This window comes from Enterococcus sp. AZ062 (assembly GCF_051715065.1).
Lineage (GTDB): Bacteria > Bacillota > Bacilli > Lactobacillales > Enterococcaceae > Enterococcus_B > Enterococcus_B mundtii.
On sequence record NZ_JBIOTB010000001.1, the window covers coordinates 2,897,143 to 2,917,139 of the forward strand.

Annotated in this window: 14 protein-coding genes; 3 read left to right on the forward strand and 11 right to left on the reverse strand. The window is 37.5% G+C overall.

Features of this window, described 5'->3' with window-relative positions:
• Positions 1-1,272 precede the first annotated feature (1,272 nt).
• From pepF to spxA, 4 genes are all read right to left on the reverse strand, one after another.
• The gene (gene pepF / locus IGJ00_RS13515) at positions 1,273-3,084 is read right to left on the reverse strand and encodes an oligoendopeptidase F (RefSeq protein WP_071866479.1); all 1,812 of its coding nucleotides are present in this window, start codon (positions 3,082-3,084) and stop codon (positions 1,273-1,275) included.
• Positions 3,085-3,215: 131 nt separating this feature from the next.
• Positions 3,216-4,211: a competence protein CoiA gene (locus IGJ00_RS13520; protein WP_071866480.1), complete on the reverse strand. Its 996-nt coding sequence runs from the start codon at positions 4,209-4,211 to the stop codon at positions 3,216-3,218.
• A gap of 119 nt (positions 4,212-4,330) precedes the next feature.
• Positions 4,331-4,981 carry an adaptor protein MecA gene (locus IGJ00_RS13525; protein ID WP_071866481.1) on the reverse strand — a complete coding sequence of 217 codons (651 nt, stop codon included), beginning with the start codon at positions 4,979-4,981 and terminating at the stop codon, positions 4,331-4,333.
• A gap of 161 nt (positions 4,982-5,142) precedes the next feature.
• A complete protein-coding gene (gene spxA / locus IGJ00_RS13530; RefSeq protein WP_019723016.1) occupies positions 5,143-5,541 on the reverse strand; it encodes a transcriptional regulator SpxA in 399 nt (132 codons plus the stop codon).
• A gap of 753 nt (positions 5,542-6,294) precedes the next feature.
• Between spxA and IGJ00_RS13535 the strand changes: the two genes are divergently transcribed.
• Positions 6,295-7,017 (forward strand): HAD family hydrolase, encoded by a 723-nt coding sequence (locus tag IGJ00_RS13535; RefSeq protein ID WP_086335182.1) that lies wholly within the window; start codon positions 6,295-6,297, stop codon positions 7,015-7,017.
• 136 nt (positions 7,018-7,153) lie between these two features.
• On the opposite strand, the gene IGJ00_RS13540 is transcribed toward IGJ00_RS13535, so the two are convergent.
• From IGJ00_RS13540 to IGJ00_RS13555, 4 genes are all read right to left on the reverse strand, one after another.
• A complete protein-coding gene (locus IGJ00_RS13540) occupies positions 7,154-10,348 on the reverse strand; it encodes a DEAD/DEAH box helicase (protein WP_142433524.1) in 3,195 nt (1,064 codons plus the stop codon).
• A gap of 18 nt (positions 10,349-10,366) precedes the next feature.
• The gene (locus IGJ00_RS13545; RefSeq protein WP_375148269.1) at positions 10,367-13,498 is read right to left on the reverse strand and encodes an AAA family ATPase; all 3,132 of its coding nucleotides are present in this window, start codon (positions 13,496-13,498) and stop codon (positions 10,367-10,369) included.
• Positions 13,499-13,504: 6 nt separating this feature from the next.
• The gene (locus IGJ00_RS13550) at positions 13,505-14,623 is read right to left on the reverse strand and encodes an exonuclease SbcCD subunit D (protein WP_074801302.1); all 1,119 of its coding nucleotides are present in this window, start codon (positions 14,621-14,623) and stop codon (positions 13,505-13,507) included.
• Between the two features lie 163 nt (positions 14,624-14,786).
• Entirely contained in the window at positions 14,787-15,422 is a 636-nt protein-coding gene (locus IGJ00_RS13555; protein ID WP_010734236.1) for a lysophospholipid acyltransferase family protein, read from the reverse strand.
• Positions 15,423-15,553: 131 nt separating this feature from the next.
• Here IGJ00_RS13555 and IGJ00_RS13560 point away from each other — a divergent pair, with 131 nt between their 5' ends.
• Both IGJ00_RS13560 and IGJ00_RS13565 read left to right on the forward strand, forming a co-directional pair.
• A complete protein-coding gene (locus tag IGJ00_RS13560) occupies positions 15,554-16,288 on the forward strand; it encodes a tRNA1(Val) (adenine(37)-N6)-methyltransferase (protein WP_142433526.1) in 735 nt (244 codons plus the stop codon).
• A complete protein-coding gene (locus tag IGJ00_RS13565; RefSeq protein ID WP_065096641.1) occupies positions 16,278-16,565 on the forward strand; it encodes a GIY-YIG nuclease family protein in 288 nt (95 codons plus the stop codon). Before IGJ00_RS13560 ends, IGJ00_RS13565 begins: the two co-directional genes overlap by 11 nt.
• Before the next feature lie 124 nt (positions 16,566-16,689).
• Here the strand turns inward: IGJ00_RS13565 and IGJ00_RS13570 are convergent, their stop codons facing one another.
• The 3 genes from IGJ00_RS13570 to IGJ00_RS13580 form a co-directional block, all read right to left on the reverse strand.
• Entirely contained in the window at positions 16,690-18,621 is a 1,932-nt protein-coding gene (locus tag IGJ00_RS13570) for an acyltransferase family protein (protein ID WP_142433527.1), read from the reverse strand.
• A 499-nt stretch (positions 18,622-19,120) separates the two neighbouring features.
• On the reverse strand, positions 19,121-19,507 hold the full coding sequence (locus IGJ00_RS13575; RefSeq protein ID WP_142433528.1) for a type II toxin-antitoxin system HicB family antitoxin: 387 nt from the start codon (positions 19,505-19,507) through the stop codon (positions 19,121-19,123).
• 34 nt (positions 19,508-19,541) lie between these two features.
• A complete protein-coding gene (locus tag IGJ00_RS13580; protein WP_010734231.1) occupies positions 19,542-19,730 on the reverse strand; it encodes a type II toxin-antitoxin system HicA family toxin in 189 nt (62 codons plus the stop codon).
• Positions 19,731-19,997 lie beyond the last annotated feature (267 nt).

The following is a 19,997-nucleotide window of genomic DNA, read 5'->3' on the forward strand; positions in this document are numbered from 1 at the left end:
GCTAGCTTAATATTGATTCAAAAAATAACCGTTAAACCATCCAAAGTTTAAGTGGCGGTTATTTTTTGTTGTCTTTGTCGCTGACGATCAAGACCAATGTTGCAAATGACAATGCAAACATCAATGCCTCAAACACAGACATGCTTATTCCTTTCTAGGAGAAAGCCACAGATCAACATAGGCATCACCTCTTTTCTTAAGGCTAGCCACCGCATCAACTTTACTATCTCTGTCAGTATACTATAAACCGAAAATCCAAACCTTAATTTTTAGATTTTTTTGTTATTTTTTGTATTGCTATTTCCACCTTTTTTGTTTTTCTATCAGAACAAAAGAAATTGAACTCGCTTTTATATACTCGCTATGGTATCATAACTTTGAAAAGAGAGCGTTGCATCAACAACTCTCTCTCCAGATAGCACCGTTTGACTGGTGGCTAGTTTATTTCAGTTACAAAAAATAACCGTTAAACCTTCCAAAGTTTAAGTGGCGGTTATTTTTTTTTGTCTTTGTCGCTGACGATCAAGACCAATGTTGCAAATGACAATGCAAACATCAATGTCTCAAACACAGACATGCTTATTCCTTTCTAGGAGAAAGCCACAGATCAACATGGGCATTACCTCTTTTCTTAAGTCTAGCCACCGCATCAACTTTACTATCCTTGTCAGTATACTATAAACCCAAAATACAAACCTTAATTTTTAGATTTTTTTGTTATTTATTGTATTGCTATTTTCACCTTTTTTGTTTTTCTATCAGAACAAAAGAAATTGAACTCGCTTTTATATACTCGCTATGGTATCATAGTTTTGAAAAGAGGAGCTGTATCACAGCTCCCCTTCAGATAGTATCGTTCAAAACAATGGCTAGCTTAATATCGATTCAAAAAATAACCGTTAAACTGGTCAGAGTTTAAGGAGCGGTTATTTTTTGTTGTCTTTGTCGCTGACGATCAAGACCAATGTTGCAAATGACAATGCAAACATCAATGCCTCAAACACAGACATGCTTATTCCTTTCTAGGAGAAAGCCACAGATCAACATAGGCATCACCTCTTTTCTTAAGGCTAGCCACCGCACAAACTATACTATCCCTGTCAGTATACTATAAACCGAAAATCTAAACCTTAATTTTTGAATTTTCATGTTATTTTTAACAGTAAAAACCGGAAAAGCGTTGAGTGAGAAACTCACACACTTTTCCGGTTTTTGGTAGTATCAGAACGAATCTAAAAAGATTCGATCAATAGATCACTCAACACACGATTTCTATAATTCTTCCACTAATGCTTCTAATTCATTTAATCGTTGTTCAAACACGGCCATTGCATCTTCAATATAAGCTGCTTGAGTCATGTCCACACCAGCTTTCTTCATTACTTCTACTGGATAATCGCTGTTTCCTGCTTTTAGATACGTTAGGTAAGCATCTAATGCGCCTGGTTCTTTCTCCCAGATTTTCTTCGCTAAAGCCGATGCAGCAGAAAATCCTGTTGAGTATTGATAGACATAATAATTATAGTAGAAATGTGGGATACGTGCCCATTCATCTTTGATTTCTGGATCTTTTTCAACAGCCGGACCATAATACTTAGCATTTAATTCGCCATAACTTTCACTTAGGTACTCACTCGTCAAAGGTGTTCCTTTTGCATCTTCTTGGTGCATGAAGTGTTCAAACTCTGCAAATTGTGTTTGACGGAAGATTGTTCCTTTAAAACCATCTAAATAATGATTCAAGACATAGGCACGAACCCGAGGATCTTCTTCGGTCGCTAATAAATGTTCGGTCAAAATATTTTCATTTGTTGTTGACGCAATCTCGGCTAAGAAGATTGAGTAATCGCCGTAGACGAAAGGTTGATTCGAACGTGTGAAATAGCTGTGGACACTATGTCCCATTTCATGGACCAAAGTGAATAGTTGATCCAACGTATCATGCCAGTTCATCAGAATGTAAGGGTTGGTATCATAACTACCAGAAGAATAAGCGCCACTACGTTTTCCTTTATTCTCGACTACATCAATCCAACGGTTTGAAAATGCTTCTTTTACGACAGCAAGATATTCTTCTCCCATTGGCGCAAGTGATTCGATCGCTTTTTCTACTGCTTCTTCATACGTAAATTTGATTGGTGCTTCACCTAATACCGGCGTATACAGATCATACATGTGTAATGTATCTACGTTTAATAGTCGTTTACGTAGTTCCATATATCGATGCAATAACGGCAAATGTTTGTTCACGACAGTAACTAAAGTATCATACACACTTTCAGGAATATGGTTATTGCTCAATGCGGCTTCTCTGGCAGAAGCATATTGACGTGCTTTTGCTTTGAAGTTGTGCCCTTTGATATGTGTTCCAAGTGTGGAAGCAAAGGTGTTTCTAAATTGTGCATATACGCTGTATAGCCCTTTGAAGGCCGCTTCACGTACTTCGCGATTGGTGCTTTCTAATAATTGACCATATACACCATGCGATAATTGGATCTTTTCACCATTCTCACCAGTGATTGTTGGGAACTCTAAATCAGCATTATTCAACACTGCAAAAGTACCACTTGAAGCACCAAAGATTTCTCCGGCTCCAGCAAGTAATGCCTCTTGATCTGCTGATAAAATGTGCGAGCGGTTATCAACCATTTGTTTGACATAATGACGATAAACTTCTAATTTTGGTTCTTCTTCAAAATATTGCCAAATTTGCTCATCAGAAAGTTGCAATACTTCTGGCTCATACCAAGCAATTGCTTCACTCACTTTTGAAAGTAAACTTCCAGCGCGAGCATACAATGCTTGATACGTCGTATTTGTCGTATCTTGGTCATTTTTTAAATGGGAATAGACATAAATAAGCTCAACTTTACGATACATTGTTAAGACAAATTCAAGCGCCTCCAAAAATGCTGTTGCTCCATTACCTAATGTTCCTTTATAATGCTCAGAATTTTTTAATTCTTCAGTCAATTCTTCGTACTTTTTATCAAATTCTTGATCGCTTGAAAAGATTGGTGTTAGGTCCCATGTCAATTTCTCAGGCAAATCTTCTCTATTTGGTAACTTCGTTGTTTCGCTCATCTGTTCCACTCCTTTTGTTCATCTTTGCAACTATGCTTTTCTGAATAAAAAATAATAGTTACTTTTTTACTTACTCTTTTGAGTTTATCATAACTCTTTCATGTTTTGTATATGGAATTCTTCACTGATTATTATTTTTGTACTAAACGTTTACACTCTTCATAAAATAAGCGATATATTTTTTCCTCATCAATCAAAGGAAATAACCACTCATTTTTATATTCCTTGATTTCCTGATACCACTTATCGAAAGAACTTGTTTTCTTATCACTCTCTTGGCATTTCATCTGTGAAAACAGCAAGCGATAAAAGAATACTTGTTCAGAAAAAAAGCAAAAGAAATCACTGTTTTCATAGATCCATGACTCAAGATAAAGCACATGCTTCTTTCTTAGGTAGCACTGTTCTTGTACTCCTAATACCTTTTTATTTTTTCGAATGATTTGTTTTGCTAACCAGTCTTTTGTTTTCACGGAAGGAGAGCTTGGCATTTTTCGTAATGTGCCACTTTCGACTTCTAATATCGTCAATAGTTCCTTTTCAAAAAAAGACCAAGAAAATCGTTCAAAGCTGATTTTCCCCGATAAATCTGTGAGGATCTGACTATATAAGTAAACCTTTTGCGTGGACCAGTCGATTTGCCAAAAGTGGAGCTGTCGTAAATCGTCGTAGTAGCAAAACTTTTTTTCTAAACTTAACCGATCGTTCTTTTTGAAAAATTTCATTCCTAATAGCCACCAAACAATGTACTCATTTGCTTTGTAATTGATCGTTCTTTCAATCATTCGCTCATAAGACAATGGAGAGCATTGGATCTCAAACGCATGATGACCAACCAAAATATCCGGACGTTGCATCAGTTGCGATAAATAACCTTCCATTTCTACTCTTGGATAACTCTTCTTCAGCCATTGAAAACATTGTGTTTTTAAATAAAGATGTTCTTTAGATTCCGCCTCACTAAACACTTGGCAGTCTGGAGTATCGCGATGAGAAAAATGGGCGACCCTCTTCATTCCTCTTTTTAAAAATACTTGATTCCCACATTTTGGACAATAGTAATCGCACTCTTTTGTTGCATCAGTTGCTAAAAAAACAGACCCTTCTTTGTCTTTGGCGAGCAGCATCGACTCACTCCCTTTCACTGGGTAAATACGCCAACAAAAAAAGTCTCAACGAATGTTGAGACCCTCGACAAAACATACCTAGCGATTTCGACTATCGCTAGGTATTTTTATCCTACGCTTTATTCAAAATAAAATTTTACTCGTTCCAGAGCATTACGTTCCATCAATTGCTGTCCGTATTCGTTCAATGCTTCAGGGGTTCGTGCACTTTTTTCAGCAAATTCTAAAATACGTGCATATTGATTTTCAACATCTGTTTGATTTAGATTTTCCATCCAAAAGTGAACAACTAAATAATAACGTTCTTCTAATTGGTATAGATCTGTCCAAGCAGATTCTAATTGAACATCATTCGCAAGCTGGATCACTTGCTCAAAATCACTGAATACAAAGATTGCTCGTTGTTCACTTGCAGTAGTTGATTCTGTTAAGTCGCTTTCCTCTTCATTCGCAAGCATTTGGCCTTGAAGAAACTCACTAACATCTGCGCTATTCAACGTCGATTCATTGTTTTGACCTATCTCTTCGTCTGGCATATTCTTACTGATAAACAGTTCTAGGCCATCCCCTTTTGGCAAAACTTGGAAAGTGACAGCTTCGCTACTTTGGAACTCCTCTTCAATATCCACTTCTTCTAAAATACTATAAAAAAAGTTTTCTATTTCTCTGTGGTTACCTAATAAATCTAAAAATGAGACCCCACGTTCTTCTAGATCCTCATGACCGATCATTACACGAATCGTATTCTCATTGATATGTTCCATTTCCATTTGCTACACCTCACTTTATCCCAACTATCCATATAGGTTAATTGTAGCGAAATAAGAATAAATGTAAAGAAAAAATCATTAAGTCCTCAAAAAACACAATCTATTTTAATAAAAAAAACTCAGGAAGACATCACATCCTCCTAAGTTTCATTCTGCGTTTTCTATAAACCAGCCATTAGCTGGGCTTGACGTAATTCTAATTGACGAACATCTCGTGGTAAGAAACGACGGATTTCATCTTCATTAAAGCCGACTTGTAGACGTTTGTTATCGATCATAATTGGTCTACGTAACAAACCAGGATTGTTTTGTACAAGCTCTAAAAGTTCTTGTAATGGTAACTCATCAAGATCCATATTTAATTTTTGGAAAACTTTTGAACGGGTAGAAATAATTTCTTCTGTTCCGTCTTCCGTCATTTGTAAAATTGCTTTTAATTCAGAACTATTAAGAGGTTCTGAAAAAATATTTCGCTCTACAAATGGAATCTGATGCTCTTGCAACCACGCACGAGCCTTTCTGCAGGAAGTACAACTTGGGGAAGTATATAGTGTTAACAACGTGCATCACTCCTTTTTGTGATTATAGCCACATTTTTGTAACAGAAGATCCTGAATATCTTCCATCTGTTTCTATTATACCTAATCAACATTTAAATAGCTAGCTTTTTTTTAAATTATTTTTTAAAAAAATGAAAGTTATCTAAGATAGATATACAGTTAAACCAAGGTTTCTACTTTATTATCAGTTAAAAAATTAGAGTTTTCAAATACTTTTACAATATTACAAACACATAACACAGCATCTAAAACTGTACTAATCTTTTCCGAAAGTAAAAAAATGAGAACGCTTTTTTCGCATTTAATGTTTTTTATTTATTTTAATAACAGACAATTTAAAAAACTCAGAAAATATGTAAAACTAATAAAATGTTGATTTTAGAGCCACAATAAAATTGATCTTACCCACAACCTCTTTGAAGAAGTGAAAAACCACTCGTTATCTTACACACTGACGTTATTTTATATTTTACTAATTTTATTTTTTCTGTATTAAAAAAACAAATTATCTTTTGTTCTATTTATTTTTACTATTATAATTCATTTGACAAAGTCGAAATAGATTTGTAGATTTCTTTATAATAAAATTAATTATTTTTAGTTAAAAAAACTAAAATACACAAACCTTATTCTGTCAAGTAATTAGAAATATAGTAATAAAAACCTTTAAATTCCAACGTTTTTCTTGGCTTTTTTTTGATACAATAAGCGAGGATTTGTGAAAAGATAGAATTTTGAAAGGCGTGTAATAATTTGATTAAATCAGTTGTATTTGATGTTGACGATACAATGTATGATCAGCAACAACCATTTAAGAATTCAGTTAAAAGTGTGGTACCTCAAGTAACAGAAGAAGATATGCATGGATTATATATCCGTTTCCGCCATCACAGCGATGAGAATTTTCCAAAAGTTATGGCTGGAGAATGGACACTTGAGTATATGCGTGCACACCGCATTAGTCAGTCCTTGATCGATCTAGGTTATTCACCTATCTCTGATGAAAAATGCTTAGTTTTCCAAGAAGTCTACGAAGAGGAACTAGCAAATATCTCTCTTCATCCTGAAGTAAAAAAAACACTTGATTTTCTTAAAGAAAAAAATATTCCATTAGGGATCATCACCAATGGACCAACTGATCATCAAACAAAAAAATTAAATCAACTTCAATTAACAAATTGGATTCCTGCTGATTGTATGCTAGTTTCTCAAGCAACTGGCTTTCAAAAACCAGAAAAGGAAATCTTCCAATTAGCCGAGAAAACTTTCAATATGTCACCTAATGAAACACTATACGTTGGCGATAATTACGAAAACGATGTGTTAGGTGCTAAGAGTGCCAATTGGCAGACGTTATGGTTCAATCACCGCAAGCGTTCCATCAACGAGCGTCCGGTGTGTGATGTAGAGATCAACGAATTCGATCAACTACTATCCGCTATAAAAACTGCTGTAGGAGAGGCTCAGCTTGTCTGATCAAATAAGCATCTGCGAATAAATAAACAAGAAAAAACAAGGAAGATAACTGCGCAGATTTGCGAGGCTATCTTCCTTGGCTTATTTACTGTTTCCTGTATAGGAGAGTAATTACTCAATAAATGATCTTTACACTTTATTCGTCATTTTCACCAATACTTAGAATCAAACGAATATCGTCTTCTGTTAATTTCGTCAATTGTTCTTCGTTTCCTTGAATCACTTTTTGGAATAATTCCCGTTTTTCTTGCTGTAAAGAATCCATTCGTTCTTCGATTGTTCCTTCAGCAATCATTCGCCATACTTCAACAACATTTTTTTGTCCAATACGATGGGCTCTTCCAGCAGCTTGTTCTTCGATCGCTGGATTCCACCATAAATCATAAAGGATGACTGTATCTGCGCCAGTTAGATTTAATCCAGTCCCTCCTGCTTTAAGTGAAATAAGAAAGACATCTTTTTCACCCGCGTTGAAAGCATCGACCATGGTTAAACGATCTTGTGCCTTTGTACTTCCTCGTAAATAAAAGGTACTTAGCCCTAATTCAGCTAATTCCTCTTGAAGGATCGTCAACATACCCGTAAATTGGGAGAACAACAGGACACGACGGTTATTTTCTTTTGCAGCTAGTAATAAATCTTTTACTTGTTCTAACTTACCTGATCCACCTTGGTAGTCTTCTACAAACAAACGAGGATCACAACAAATTTGACGTAAACGTGTCAGTCCTGCCAAGATGCCGATCCGATTCTTTTTGAATGACTCTGAATCCATAGCTGATACTTCTTCACGCATTTGTCTCAAATAAGCAAGGTACACTGTTTTTTGTTCTTCCGTCAACGCAGAATAAAGATTCATTTCAGTTTTTTCTGGTAAATCTTTGAGAACTGTTTGCTTATCTCGTCTTAAGACAAAAGGTCGGATCATTTGCGCGATTTCATCTGTCGTCAATTCTCTAAAACGTGTCCGATTCGGAAAGAACCCTGGCATGATCGTAGCAAATAGTGACCATAGTTCTTCAAGGCTATTTTCGATTGGTGTCCCACTCAAAGCAAACCGCTGTGGAATATGCAACTCTCGTAAAGCTTGAGCAGTCTTTGTGCTGCTATTTTTCACCATTTGCGCTTCATCTAAGACTAAATAATTAATCGTCGATGATTGATATTCTGAAAGATCCTGACGTAAGCTCGCATAAGAAGTAACACGAATATCTACTTTTTCAGCTAACAAAGTTTCTCGCTCTTTCTTATTGCCATTGATCACTTGGACACTCAATGAGGGAGCAAATTTTTTCACTTCGGCTTGCCAGTTATAGATCAAACTCGCCGGTGCTACGATCAAGGCGTCCAATGAACCTTTTTCTTCTTTCTCCGAAAGCAGAAAAGCAATGGTCTGCAGCGTTTTCCCTAGACCCATTTCATCAGCTAAAATGCCACCAAACTGATAATGACCTAACATTTTCAACCATTGGAAGCCTTGCTTCTGATAGTCTCTAAGCTCTGCTTGCAAATTCTTTGGTAAAGCGGCTTCGTAATTCGTAGGATCGATCAAGTCTTGAGTCATTTGTTGGAAAGAATCGCCAAAACTAGCATTACTTCCTGTAAATTGTTCTTTGATCATCAACCCTTGATTTTTTGGCACTTGGATAACGCCATCGTCTGAACGGATCGTATCTCTGAACTGTTGTAGGATTTTGCTTGTTTGTTGGAATTCTTCTGAATCAAACGATAATACCTGTCCACTTTCTAAGGTATAAAATGAATCATTTCTTAACAAACTCTGCAAAACATTGTCGATTTCATGCTCGTTGATTCCTGTGACATCAAAGCGGATATCTAGCCATGATCCTGTTTCTTCTACTTCGATCTGTGGTTGGTGTTTTTGTGCGTCTAGATATAATTCCCGTAATTTTTTTCCTATACGGACTTCTCCAAATTGACGAAAAACAGCTAATTCTGTCCGGAAAAACTGATACAATGCTTCACCTTCTGGTAATGGACGTTCGTAGCCCGTTTTATTTTTCCGGTAACGGTACATACGAAACAAATCAAGGACCCGCTGTTCTTGCGCCGTATCTCTCAATATTTCGGTAGTTTGCTCAGCAAGCGTTTCATGTCGTTCATCTGTGGAGAACACAACATCTCCATATACAAAATCGATTCTTGCTTGGATTTGCCCTTTCATTTTTTTAAAAACAAAGACAAACTCTACTGGAATATCTGCGACTTCTGCCGTCACTTCATCGTCAATAGCAACGGTTCCTATTTGATCTAAAAGCGGTAAAATTTCTTTAAATAAAGAAGACAATTCTTTTTTTTGAAAGGCAACTTCTGGCTCTTCAAAACGTTTCATCAGTTGTTTCCAAGTCAAATAGATCGTCTGTTGCTGCTTAGTCAAATGATAGATAGTACCTTGTCTGATCCCCCACTGGTAGTGAGACAAAAACAAATCAAAGTCACTTACGGCAGTCAGTTGATACTGTGTTTCTTTCTTCTTGACTTGAAAACTTAGCGGTTTCGCATCGTCTGAAAATTGGATGCCATGATAAGTTTGATCATTGATCTGTAGTTTCAAACGTGTCGATTGATTCATACGCTCTAACAAAGATTTCGACTGATCGATTGGCAAAAGTAAGTAACGCTTGTCTAATTTCCCTTTTACCAAGACACCGTTTGCGCCTAACAATGTTTGCGTCTGTGCAATACCTGCGAATAGATCCAGTAGTTGTTGATCTTCTTGTTGGAAAACTCGATGCTCTAAACGGAATTGATACTGCTTATTGACCGTATAGTTTTCCTCGTCCGTGTACGCCTGTAGAAACTCATAAATATTTTTTACGATGTATGTTTTCTTAGGTGTTTCTAAAAAGCCCACACGTAGATACACCGCCAAAATAGAAAGTTCTGGATGGTATTGATTGGTTTCGATCTGTTCGACATGATAATCGATCACTAAGGGTTGCAAGGATTTAGTAGAAGTCTTCCCTTTTAATCGGGCAAATCCTTTTGTCAATAGTTCTCCTTCACTGGTCTTTTTCGTCGGTTCGATCATTTTTTGATCTTTCTGCATGATACGAGAAAGTTGTTTCGATCGTAAATAAAGTTCTACTGCAACAGTGTGCTTGCAATAATGATGTTCTTCCCAGTATGGGCATTGACAGTAGTCGATTTCTTTTGCTGTACCATCTAAATCAACTAAATACAGCTCACTACCTAAAACCTCTGCATGCCACACATTTTCTTCTTGATCTGGGACAACCGATAACACACGGTCTTCTTGCAAATATTGACGCCCTCTTGCAATGACTTTTTCCGGAATACTCCATTTCATTGTTATCAATCTCCCTTCTTAACCAAAATGGTAGCGTATTTCACTCTGTCCACTACCTTTTGTATCAATTCGTATTTGTTGCAAGACACGTTCTTTCAACTCACGTACATGGCTGATGATCCCGATCATCCTGCCTTCGCTTTCAACTGTTTCTAATGCTTCCATCGCCATTTCTAAGGCTTCTTCATCCAGTGAACCAAACCCTTCGTCAATAAACAATGCTTCGATCGTGACCCCACCAGCTTGCGCTTGAATCACTTCTGCCAAGGCTAAAGCTAATGATAATGCAGCAATAAAGCTTTCGCCTCCGGATAAAGTATGCGATCCTCTGGTCGTTCCTGCTTCATCATCGTACACGTTGATCTCCAGACCAGTCTTTCCGCGGTAGCTACCGACTTCTTCATCTAATTCAAACTGATAGCGGCTTTTTGTCAATCGTATCAGATGTTCATTAGCGACTTGCAAGACTTCTTGTAAATAAACTTGCAAGACATAACGTTCAATGCTTGTTTTTTTAGGATTCTCGCCATTCATCGTCTGTGATAATTGTTGCAACTGGATCAATTCATCTAGTTGTTCCTGACTATTTTGATAACTTGTAGTAAATGCCATGATCACTTTCTGATTGGTTTTATACTCTTGTTGCAAGTGGTAGATCAATTGTTGTTGCTCTTCAATGTGTTGTTTGTTTTTTTCGATTCGTTCACTCAACACTGTCAAATCTTGGGATTTTTCATCATAGGTGACATGTTCCAATTGTTCTAAGCGAGTGGAAAGAACCAACTGTTTCGTTTGATACTCCTTGATCGTTGTTTTTCTATTTTCGTATGTGACTGTTTCTTTTAACAACGCTGCTATTGCTTCTTGCGAAGAAAAGTCAGTGTGTTGCTCCAAGAAACTAGAGATTTTACGTTGTTCTTTTTCAAATTGAGCAGTTGTCTTTTCGATTTGTTCAGACAACGTTTCGATTTTAGTCGTCAAAACAGCTGATTCTTGCTGGAGTTTCTCACCTTGGGCCATTTGCTCTTCTAATTCTTGCTTGCTCTTGCTCGACTGTTCGGCTAATTGATCAGCTTCTTTTGCTAAAGCATCAATGTCTTCTGTTCCTAATTGTTGACTCAATCCTGCCATCTCACCTTGGAGTCGTTGGATTTTTTCATTATGGAGCATTTGTTGAGCTTTGATCTGTTCACTTTGTTCTTTGTTGCTGGCTAGTTCTTCCATGACCCTGGCATGTGCTTCTTCTGCTTTTTTGATTTCCTTTAAACGAGCATTGAGGGTCTTTTCTATTTCCGCCAACCCTTGAACAATATCTTCTTGCACATCTATTTGGAAAATGGCTTTTAACTCTGTGTTCAAATAAATTGCTTGTTTCTCCAACTGTTGACTCGTTTCCATTTGTTGCTGGCTTAAACGATCAAGCTGTTGTTTGATTTCTTCGATTTCTGCTTCTTTTCGACCAATTTCTTGATGCGTTTTTTCGATCGATTGTTCTGCTTGGACCATTTTTTCTTCAAGCACAGCTAAGTTTTCCTGCACTGATTCACGATTATCCGGTGTCAAGGGATGCTCCGTTGCACCACACACTGGACAAGGTTCACCAGGTATCAATAGGGTTTGTAAATAAGTAATTTGTTGCTTTGCCCAGTCGCTTTTCCATTGATTGAACTCGTGTGTTTGTTGTTCAAGTAATTGTTGTTTTTCTACCAATTGCTCTGTTGTTTGTTCAAAGTACTGATGATTTTTCACTAGTTCTTTGTCAAGGTGAGCAAGGTGTTGCTGTTGTTCACAGTAACGTTCCCCTTCTAAACGTAACCGTTCATAAACCAACTGTTTTTCTTGTAGTTCCCCTTGTGTTGCTAAAACGGTTTGACTCGTTTGTTGTCTTTCTTGAAGGATCAATTGCTGATCTGCCAGTTGTTGGATTTCTTGCTGTAATTCACTGACTTTTTTTTCCATTACGGAAAGTTCCGATTGTTTTTCTCTAAAGGTATCAGCCACTGGGATCAATCGTTGCTTTTCTTGGAGCGTTTGACTCATTTTTGCTATTTTTTGTTCGAGATTTTCTCGTACGTCCGCCTGTTCTTGCCATTTCTGTAAATCACTTGCCACCTTATTGAACGTAATAATTAGTTGCTGTTTTTCACTTTTCTGTGTGGTAAGTGATTCTTGGTATTCTTGGCTACGTTCAAGCGGGGTGCGCAATTGCTGAGCGACTTCATAATGAGAAACCCATCTTTGGTGCTCCTCGATCACTTGCTGTTGCTCATTGAGCGCTTGTTGTTCTGCCAATAATTGTTGCTTTTCTTCATAAGCAGATTTTTGATTTTTCCCGTGATAGTAATCTGTCTCGCTGATTTTTTGTTCTTCTTTCAGTTGCTCTAATACTTCTTGCTCTGATACGAGCCTTGTTGAAATTTGATTTTGATACTCTTGCCACTCATTGATCACTGTCTCAAAAGATTGTAGACCAGCCGGTTGCTTCTCCTCATAGGAACTAAATTGTCTTTGCAACAAGACTAATTCTTGCTCCAAATGATCCAGTTCTTTTTGCTTGTTCTTGGCTTTTTCTTTCAATTGTTCGGTGAATCGTTGAAAGAATTGTGTGCCGAATAAGTTACGTAAAACTGTTTCTTTTTCACTACTAGAGGAAATCAAGAAATTCCGAAATTCTCCTTGCGGCAGTAAGACGATCTGTGAAAATTGCTTCGAATCTAAATTCAATAGTTCTTTGATTTCTTGATCGACTTCACTCCGTTTTGTTAATTGTCGAATTTCTTTTCCTTTTTCATCAAAGATCGTTAAACTTACTTTTGCCGTCTGTTTTCTCATGCCCTCACCCTTGCGTTTAGCTAACAATTGTTCAGGCTTACGTTCGACTTCATACCGCAACTGTTGATGTTCAAACGAAAAAAGGACACTCGTTTCGTCTTCAGGTGTCGCAAATAATGACCGCATCTCTTTGCCAGACCGCAACCTTCCAGATGTTTCTCCAAAAAGCGCATAGGTCATCCCATCAAAAATCGTTGTTTTGCCAGCCCCTGTTTTTCCTGTAATCAAAAACAAGGCCGCTTGGGTCAATTTTGAGAAATCAATCGTTTCATCGATAAATGGGCCAAAATTTTTCAATCGTAATGTCTGTGGTTTCATACTTGATCATTCCGTTTCTGTGAGTTCTTGCAACGTTTCTTCTAACCAGCTCATTTGTTGTTCTGTCATTGGCTCATCCACCATTTCAGTAAAGAACGTTTCCGCGAGTTTTTTTGGTTGCTTGATTTCAAGTGTCTGTCGTTTGCTTGTGGAACGATGCCGTCCATTGACACGTTCGACACCAAGTATTCGAGGATAGATTGCTCGTAATTGGTTCATCATGTTAGGAATAACTGCGCGATCTTTTAAATAAATCTGCAAATAATTTTCTCGGTTGATCGTATGGTAAAAACTTGGGTCTAATAATTCTTTAAAACTAGCAGTTACTTCAGCAATATCATACAAAGGTGTGATTTCTTGAAAATCCAACACCAAGGTGTCAGTTAGATCAACGATCCAAACACCTTTTTTCTGATTGATCTCTGAAAGTGAGAATTTAAGTGGCGAACCACTGTATCTAGCATTTTCTTGCTGCAAGGCTGCTTGATTATGAAGATGTCCTAAAGCGACATAATCAAATGGCTCCAATAGACCGCCTGGAATCGCATCTAGTCCACCCACTTCGATTTTTGTTTCTGAATCTGATTTCTTACTACCTGTCACAAAAAAGTGACTGACTAGCACCTGTTTTTTTGCAGGATCAAAAGCGAGTTGCATCTGGTCAACCACTTTTTCCATTGCTTGTTGGACCGTACGGATCGTATCATCTTCAAAATAACTTCTAGCGGAGATTGGTTCAAAATAAGGCAATAAGAAAAATTGAGTATTTTGATAGTCGATAGGTTGGAAAGATTCAGCAAATCGTGTATGTAAAAAGAATTTTGTTTGGCTGAACCATTCCGTGCCAGCAGATAATCGAACACTACTATCATGGTTTCCTGAGATAGCGAAAATCGGGAATTTTTCGTTCAGGTTCCAGTCGATCATCAACCGATTGAACATCTCTACGGCTTCTACGGCTGGGATACTTCGATCATAGAGATCACCTGCAATAACGATTGCATCCACTTTTTCCTTTTTCGCAATCGTTAGAATCTCAGATAGTACATGTTCTTGCTCTTTAAGTAAATCATAGCCCTGCAATTTTTTTCCTATATGCCAATCTGCTGTATGTAAAAAACGCATCTCATCACCTCAAAAAAATATCCTTCTTACTATTATAACACTTCCATCAAGGACATGACAGCTAGAATCACTTGCAAAAAGGCGGTTTTATAACAAAAAAAGCGATAAAGAAGCGGTGTCTTAGACAATCCGTTTCTTTTATCGCTCATCGAATAAAGAACAATTATTCTGTTTCATTCTTTTTTATGATCTCATATTTAAAATCAGGATTTACTTCCTTGTCTAGTTTATCAAACGCGGCTTGTGTGCGTCGCTCGATTTCTGCCATTCCTTCCTTGTCAGTTTTTTTGATATCTGACAAGTCGATCGGTTCACCAAAGCGAACAATCACTCGTTTGCGTTTGAATAGATCACCTAGCGTGAGAGGACCTTGATACACAGCTGGAACGATTTTTACTTTGGCCATTTTGGCTATTAACGCCATTCCACCTTTCAACTCGGTCGCATGTCTTGTCCCACTTGGAAACATGATCAATCCTAGATCGGTTGATTTTAGAATCTTGACAGGTGTCTTGATCACACTTGGTCCCGGATTGTCTCTTTTGACTGGGAAAGCATTCGAACGTGTTAAGATGAATCGTAAAACAGGGTTTTTGAACAATTCTTCTTTCGCCATAAAACTAAACGATTTAGGTGATGCAGCAACAGCGAGATACAACGGGTCCCACCAAGTGCGGTGTGGTGCAACAAGTATGTAATTCTCGTCTTTTGGTAAGACTTCTTTATTTTCATAACGGGCATTGCCATTGATAACAGCTAAAATCACTTTAACGAGCCCGCGCATAAATCGATAGAACATATCCTCTTCCTTTCTTTGCTTCTCGTTCCTATAGTATGCCTAAAAAAGACCGATTTGACAAGTTCTCTTGGTTCTTTTGAACAAAAATAGTATACTACATACGATTAGTTTTTTCATTTGGAGGGAATTAGATGCTTCACGAACATGAACGTATTGACCAATTATATGCAAAAGATATTAAGATTATCCAAAGTTCCCAAGTTTTTTCCTTTTCTTTAGACGCCGTATTGCTCGCTCATTTTGCTCGTGCGCCAAAAACCGGCCAAATCGTTGACCTTTGTTCGGGGAATGGTGCTGTCGGACTATTTTTAAGTAAACAAACACAGGCAAAGATCGATGCGATCGAACTACAGCCACGCTTAGCTGACATGGCCCGTCGGAGCATTTCATTGAATCATTTAGAACAACAAATGACCGTGCATACGATTGACTTAAAAGAAAGTTTAACGGTTGTCAGACACAACTCTTGTGACTTAGTCGTCTGTAACCCCCCTTACTTCAAAGGCTTACCTACAAATAAAAAAAATCCAAATGAGCATCTAGCAATTGCCCGACATGAAATCCATACAACGTTGGAAGAAGTGATCCAAATCTCCGGCAAGTTATTAAAAACAAATGGTCGCTTGGCTCTGGTACATCGTCCAGAACGCTTCTTAGAGATTTTGACTCTTATGCAAACCTATCAGATTGCACCGAAACGTGTTCAGTTTGTTTATCCTAAAGTAGGCAAGGAAGCAAATATTTTATTGATTGAAGGAATCAAGCAGGGAAAAGCCGATGGTTTCAAAGTTTCTCCACCTTTATTCACCTATGATACGCAAGGTGAGTATACCCCCGAACTTCGTGAGATTCTTTATGGAGAATAACCATTACTTTTATGTGTTGCACTGCCGAGATAATACGTTCTATGGAGGATATACCACCGATTTGGCTCGTCGTTTACAAGAACATAATAATGGTACAGGCGCTAAATACACACGTTTGCAAAAGAGACGTCCTGTAAAAATGATCCATGCAGAAGGATACGCTACAAGAAGTGAAGCCACAAAAGCCGAAGCCGCGTTCAAAAAACAAACACGCCGGCAAAAAGAAACCTATTTGAAGACACATCCTTCTCTTTCTTTACCTGATCAAACGGAGTAAAAGGAATTTTTAGAGAAAAAGAGTGCCTCAACGAAAGATCGGAAAACGATTTTCGTTGAGGCACTTTTTTTGTGAAAATTATCCCACTGCTCAGGTCAAAACATTGCTGTCACAACTTCAGTTTTTATTCACTTGCTTGAGTACTGTCAGATAAAGTATCGCTCGTACTAGTTGAAGAAGTCTCACTTGTTTGACTTGTCTCAGATTCTTTTGTTCCACCTAATAGTGCTTCACTGACTAGATGGATATAATTCAACATACCATCTGGATTTGGATGGACTTGATCATCATAGAACCATTCACTATGGTCATTACTATAACCATACCAATCGATCACTGTCATATTGTCATATTTCTTTTCCATTTCTGCGAGCATGGCATTGACTTCATTTTGCCAGCGCTTCGTTGGCACGCGGACATTGACCCAATAAACTTTTCGATCCCCGATTGCGCTCATCAAGCTATCAAATTGCGCCTCAGAAAAAGAGCCATTTGTTCCTAGCCCAATTAATACCGTATCCTTCAATAGATCTCTATTTTTCAGTTCTTCGATATAAGGAAGGCTTGTGTAGAGTTGACGACCGACATCACCATCTACAACTACTTGCGGATATAGTTCTTTTAAATCTGCCGCAGCATCTAACATGACCGAATCACCAAATGCAGTCAGCTCTAGTTGTTGGGCTTTTTCCCCTTGCGCTTTGGTCAAATCATATTTATCCAAAATCGCTTGGTCGATAGGTGCTACATTATTGCCTTGATTATTCTGACTTTTTTCAGCTAGTTTTTTACTTTCAGCAATATTCTTTTGTAATTGCTCTTGGTCCGCTGTCACAGCATTTTTAGGTGCAGTGACGAACCCGACTAAGGCAATCGCTACGACTAAGGTTCCAGGGACCACCCATGGCTTTTTCCAACTGAAAATAGGTTTGGTGAACCAGCCTTTGACGACGCGAACCGTTTGGCTATAATCAAAGCGTGCCAACGGACGTTCGATAAAGCGATATGACAGTTCACTGATCAATAAAATCAACGTGATCTCAATGACCGTGTGTAATAACACATGATCAGCGATACCTGATACTTTCGCTTCGTAAAAAATCATTACCGGAAATTGGTACAAATAGATCCCATAACTTCGTTTACCGATCCAACTAAAGACCGGATTCGTCAACCAGCGATTCAAGCTCGCACCGGGATGCGCGGTGACTGCCACAAGAACCATACATAAAAGACTGACTAAAAAGAACCCGCCATAATAGATAAAGCTCAAATGGTCATCTAAGAAAAAGAAAAAGAGGATCAAAATGATCAACGAAGTAAAACCCGCTAAATTCAATACTTTCTTTGCTTGTTTAGGGATATTTTTCTTCAATCGCGTACTTGGCCAAACAAAAGCCAATGCACTCCCCATCCAAATCGAGAACAAGCGAGTATCTGTCCCATAATACACACGGGTAGGATCGCCATTTGGCGAGTACAACACCATCATCAAAATCGCTGAAGCAATGGCTGTGCCCATAATGACATAAAAAATATTTTTTTTCTTACGGACAAATACCATGAGTAATACAAAGATGATCGGCCAGATCAGATAGTTCTGCGCCTCTACTGCTAAGGACCAAATATGGGTAAATGGCGACTCATTTGCAAAACGATCAAAATAGGATAATCCATTATTGATCTGCCACCAGTTATTGACATAGAATAAACTGCTGAGTACAACGCCCCGAAGATTATTTAATAATCCTCGCTGGAATAGCGTAATATATGCTGATGCAGTAATAAGCAAGAAAACGAGCCCAGGATATAGTCGTTTCATTCGCCGAACGTAAAATTGCCAAATATTGATTTTTCCATTTTGTTCCCACTCTTGTCGTAAGAGATCGGTAATAAGATAACCTGAAACGACAAAAAATATCGGAACTCCGAGGTAACCACCCTTCATACTTGTTGGCAACAAGTGGTATAAAATAACCCCGATGACCGCTAATGAACGAATCCCATCGAAGCCCGTGATATACCGGCTATTTTTTAATCTTTTTTGTTTTTCCATTCAATATTCCAACTTTTCATAAACTTTTTTCATTCGTAATATACGTGCATTACCAAAAAATAGCAAGCAAAAACTTCATAAAAGTTGCCACTTTATACTATAATCCCATAGTTCATCAAAAAAGAACACATTTTTAAGCAACTTTAACAAAATTTCAAATATAACAAGTTGGCTAATTGTTGCTTGGATAGGGTTTCATTATTTTCTATTATTTTTCGTTGATGGGAGAAAGTAAGAATGAATGATTTCTACTCTTATCATGGATAGACATCTGGAATAGCCATTTAAAAATTTGGTCTCCCCCAAAAAAAGAATCAATAAAAGCTATTCTGCTTTACTTGATTTTTATCGGAACATTGTAAATAATCCAAACATCTATGTTCCCTAATTGTAAGCACTCTGTCACTCCTTTCCTAGGATCACTTCAATAACTCATTCATACTTATTACGAAAAAAAATCACCTGTCCTTTAGCAGACAGATGATCGTTCTCTTTCGTATCATATATTTAATTTTTGAACCAAAGCTTCAGACATTGTTTTCGAAAAATTTATCCCTTCATTTGTTGCGCGCACATTTAACCAATGAGGAATTTTTATTGTTTTTTTATCTAGTTGGACATCTTTTAAGTAATCATTTAGATTCACAGAAATCAAAGTAGCAAATTCACGCTCAGAATCAATCGAAAGATCATTGATATTAGTTGGCTTTGGCAAAGGTTTATTATTCTCAACTAAATCTCCGAGCATGATCCCTAAAGCATCCGATGCAACTTCTAACCCCTCGATAATATCTTTTGATTGTGTCACTGCTCCTTCGATATCAGGAAAATAAATTCCATATCCAACAGGATCCTTTTCAAAAATAGCTGGATAAACTTTTTTCATTCATCTCCCCTTCTTTCGTAAAAGCACAGCGGGCTTAAATGCCCACTGCTTTTCGAACAGAATCTTCTACTCTTCTAGATAACTCTTTTGAATGGCTAGTAAGGATAACGGGTCTAGGATGATCCTTTTTAGTGAATTTCCTATGTGAGCCCTTCCCACCTTTCACTTCAACAAAGCCAGCATCTTTCAGTAGCTTTTCTGCTTCTCTGATTGTCATGGGCATTGCACATACCTCCTGACTATTATATAGTAGCACGTACTGGGCGTACTGTAAAGTTACAAACTGTACCTTCAACGAAAATTCAAAAATGCTCTTAAACTACATTTTTTAAGTGACAACATCATAATATGTAATATAAGTCAGTTTCTATACATCCAAATCATTATTTTTCTTGGCATCTTCTTCAGAGATGCGAAAATCAATAGAAAGTTATCGAAACATCATTCTTATAGCTTTCTGTATTGCTAATCGCACCATACTAATAAAAAT

What these genes read in the sequence shown, in the direction of transcription:
- pepF (WP_071866479.1), bottom strand. Translation starts at nt 3,084, where the DNA reads ATGAGCGAAACAACGAAGTTACCAAATAGAGAAGATTTGCCTGAGAAA.
- IGJ00_RS13520 (WP_071866480.1), bottom strand. Translation starts at nt 4,211, where the DNA reads ATGCTGCTCGCCAAAGACAAAGAAGGGTCTGTTTTTTTAGCAACTGAT.
- IGJ00_RS13525 (WP_071866481.1), bottom strand. Translation starts at nt 4,981, where the DNA reads ATGGAAATGGAACATATCAATGAGAATACGATTCGTGTAATGATCGGT.
- IGJ00_RS13540 (WP_142433524.1), bottom strand. Translation starts at nt 10,348, where the DNA reads ATGAAATGGAGTATTCCGGAAAAAGTCATTGCAAGAGGGCGTCAATAT.
- IGJ00_RS13545 (WP_375148269.1), bottom strand. Translation starts at nt 13,498, where the DNA reads ATGAAACCACAGACATTACGATTGAAAAATTTTGGCCCATTTATCGAT.
- IGJ00_RS13550 (WP_074801302.1), bottom strand. Translation starts at nt 14,623, where the DNA reads ATGCGTTTTTTACATACAGCAGATTGGCATATAGGAAAAAAATTGCAG.
- IGJ00_RS13555 (WP_010734236.1), bottom strand. Translation starts at nt 15,422, where the DNA reads ATGTTCTATCGATTTATGCGCGGGCTCGTTAAAGTGATTTTAGCTGTT.
- IGJ00_RS13560 (WP_142433526.1), top strand. Translation starts at nt 15,554, where the DNA reads ATGCTTCACGAACATGAACGTATTGACCAATTATATGCAAAAGATATT.
- IGJ00_RS13565 (WP_065096641.1), top strand. Translation starts at nt 16,278, where the DNA reads ATGGAGAATAACCATTACTTTTATGTGTTGCACTGCCGAGATAATACG.
- IGJ00_RS13570 (WP_142433527.1), bottom strand. Translation starts at nt 18,621, where the DNA reads ATGGAAAAACAAAAAAGATTAAAAAATAGCCGGTATATCACGGGCTTC.
- IGJ00_RS13575 (WP_142433528.1), bottom strand. Translation starts at nt 19,507, where the DNA reads ATGAAAAAAGTTTATCCAGCTATTTTTGAAAAGGATCCTGTTGGATAT.
- IGJ00_RS13580 (WP_010734231.1), bottom strand. Translation starts at nt 19,730, where the DNA reads ATGCCCATGACAATCAGAGAAGCAGAAAAGCTACTGAAAGATGCTGGC.